The sequence below is a fragment of the Pseudoalteromonas fuliginea genome, assembly GCF_000690055.1.
Taxonomy (GTDB): Bacteria; Pseudomonadota; Gammaproteobacteria; order Enterobacterales; family Alteromonadaceae; genus Pseudoalteromonas; species Pseudoalteromonas fuliginea.
Genome location: NZ_JJNZ01000128.1, coordinates 1 through 2,227, shown reverse-complemented (window position 1 = coordinate 2,227; position 2,227 = coordinate 1). Strand labels below are relative to the sequence as shown.

General features: G+C 38.1%; 2 protein-coding genes and 2 pseudogenes. 3 read left to right on the top strand and 1 reads right to left on the bottom strand.

Features of this window, described 5'->3' with window-relative positions; all coding sequences use genetic code 11:
* Nucleotides 1-107 precede the first annotated feature (107 nt).
* Both DC53_RS00450 and DC53_RS00455 read left to right on the top strand, forming a co-directional pair.
* The gene (locus DC53_RS00450) at nucleotides 108-614 is read left to right on the top strand and encodes a hypothetical protein (protein WP_033032326.1); all 507 of its coding nucleotides are present in this window, start codon (nucleotides 108-110) and stop codon (nucleotides 612-614) included.
* A 133-nt stretch (nucleotides 615-747) separates the two neighbouring features.
* A complete protein-coding gene (locus DC53_RS00455; protein WP_033032324.1) occupies nucleotides 748-1,311 on the top strand; it encodes a dihydrofolate reductase family protein in 564 nt (187 codons plus the stop codon).
* A 28-nt stretch (nucleotides 1,312-1,339) separates the two neighbouring features.
* Here DC53_RS00455 and DC53_RS00460 read toward each other — a convergent pair.
* Nucleotides 1,340-2,053 (bottom strand): annotated as a pseudogene (locus tag DC53_RS00460) (transposase); the annotation flags it as partial.
* An 86-nt stretch (nucleotides 2,054-2,139) separates the two neighbouring features.
* Here DC53_RS00460 and DC53_RS21855 point away from each other — a divergent pair.
* Nucleotides 2,140-2,227, top strand: a pseudogene (locus DC53_RS21855) (Mobile element protein); the annotation flags it as partial.

Here is a 2,227-nt window from a genome sequence, read left to right as displayed (position 1 = left end):
AGTTAATTGACAAACTAATTATGGCTCTGGCTTTGAATTAAGCTAACCCACGAAAAGCGGAGGCTAACACCGTGTGGGAGTCATTATGTCTAGGCATATAGAGTTTCATGGAAGCATTTTTAACAAAATATGGATCTTGGTTTTTTATTACCTTTATGGTTTTAGGTGTTATTCCCATTTTGAGGTATGACACTATCTTAAATGAACCTTTTATTTTCGCATTTGATTATTTAACGATTCCTGTTTTGCTCATAGCGTATTTTCTATATTTCACAAAGTTTCCAAAGTACCGAAAACTTGCTGGTGATTTTAAGGGGTGCTTATGGGTATTTATGCTTTGTTGCTTGTTCATTCTAATGAGTCAAGGTTATGTAATGTATGTTAATGCGACGTTTGGCACTCAATTAAATACGAAACTTGAAGGTGAAATCGTAGAGCTGGATATCTATTCAAGTACCAAAGGCGGCACAAGTTACTATGTGTATATCGATAATCCGGTTAGAGGCGAGATATTGCAATTAGACGTATCTAAAAGGCATTTCAACAAATTAAAGGAAGGTCAGCAATACTCAGAAACTTGGAAAACAGGTTCACTAGGTATACTGTATCGATAATATGCCTAACAAGCTGTTAAACAAGGACAAAAAACAGTTGGTTTTTGCTCCTTCGTCGCTAATTTTAACCAACTATTTTTTGCCTGTTAACAGGGCGTTATAAGTAATCTCAAATTCGGAGTTAAATTCAACTATGAAATGTTCTGTTTATATTGCTACAAGTGCTGATGGTTATATAGCAACACATGATGGTGGTGTTGAATGGTTGCATACAGCTGGAAACTCAGAAGCGGATATGAGTAAAAACCCTGATATGGGGTTTAATGACTTTATCGCCTCAGTTGATTGTATGATTATGGGGCGAAAATGTATGGATGCTATTTCCAGTTTCAACTTAACTCCAGAGCAATGGCCCTACGGTGAAACTAAAATCTATGTGTTAAGTAACTCAATGAAAGAACCGCCTGAAAATTTACGTGGTAAAGTTGATATGTATTCTGGCGATATTATAAAGTTAATAAATCAACTCGAAAGTGGCGGTTATAAACATGCTTACGTTGATGGCGGAACAACAATTACGGCTTTTATTAACCTTCAACTCATCAATGAAATGACGATTACCAAAGCACCAATCATTTTAGGTAAAGGCCTTCCGCTTTTTGGTGAATTAAGTAAAAGCATTAAGCTTATAAATTCAGAAGCTACTGTATTCCCAAATGATTTTATTCAAGAGAAGTTTGGTGTAAATTACTTATAACAACACGCCCTGAGGTGGACAGCAAGCGCTAAAGCTCACTTTCCACCGCAAATTTTAACAGCGGTGAACCCTTACTTTTCAATGCGGTTAAGTAAGTTGATTCATCGTAGGGCGTATGTGTTTTCCAGCACCTAAATAGAATTCGTATCCACTTAAATGCCAATGATCTGATGATGGTATTATGGGGTTTTCCTTTGGCTTCTTGCTGCCGATAATATGCTTTTGCCCAAAATGAATAGCGCACAGATAATCCTGCCCATTCCACAAATGTTTGCCTTAAAAACTTAGTGCATGAGTACCGCCAGTGTATCCATTCTTTCTTGCCACTGCGTTCGGTTACTGGAGCAATGCCTGCGTATTTTTGTATGTCAGCGGCGCACTTATAGCGGTCACGATTTGATCCCATAGCGGCTAATAATCGAGGTGCTAATTGTGGCCCCGCCCCAGGTAAACTATCAAAAATAGCGCGATCTGTATGTTGCTTATAAAGTGTTTTAATTTCGTCATCAAATCGTGTTATTGCCAACATCAGCTGTTTAAGTTGCGGAACTAGGCATTCAATAAGCAATAAATTTGGCGTGATCACCGCCATATCTTCGGTGAGTATTTCTGCATCCTTGATTTCTTTTATCCGCTTTTCATTAACGAGTGGATAGCGGGAATTATGTTGATTAAAGAAGTCGAGTAGTGTTTGTTTCCTCGCTTTTTTAGCGTGAGCAAGAGAGGGCCAGCGCAGCACGAAACAAACTAGACACCCATCCTAAATTTTGCACTTTTCAAAATTAAAGGCTAGCCTTTAATTAGTACAAAAAACAAGCAGGGTGTCTTATGGCAATTGCAAGAAAACGACAAGTAAGTTTGGTTGATACAAAATACTACCACTGTATTTCGCGTTGCGTGCGCCGTGCATTTTTAT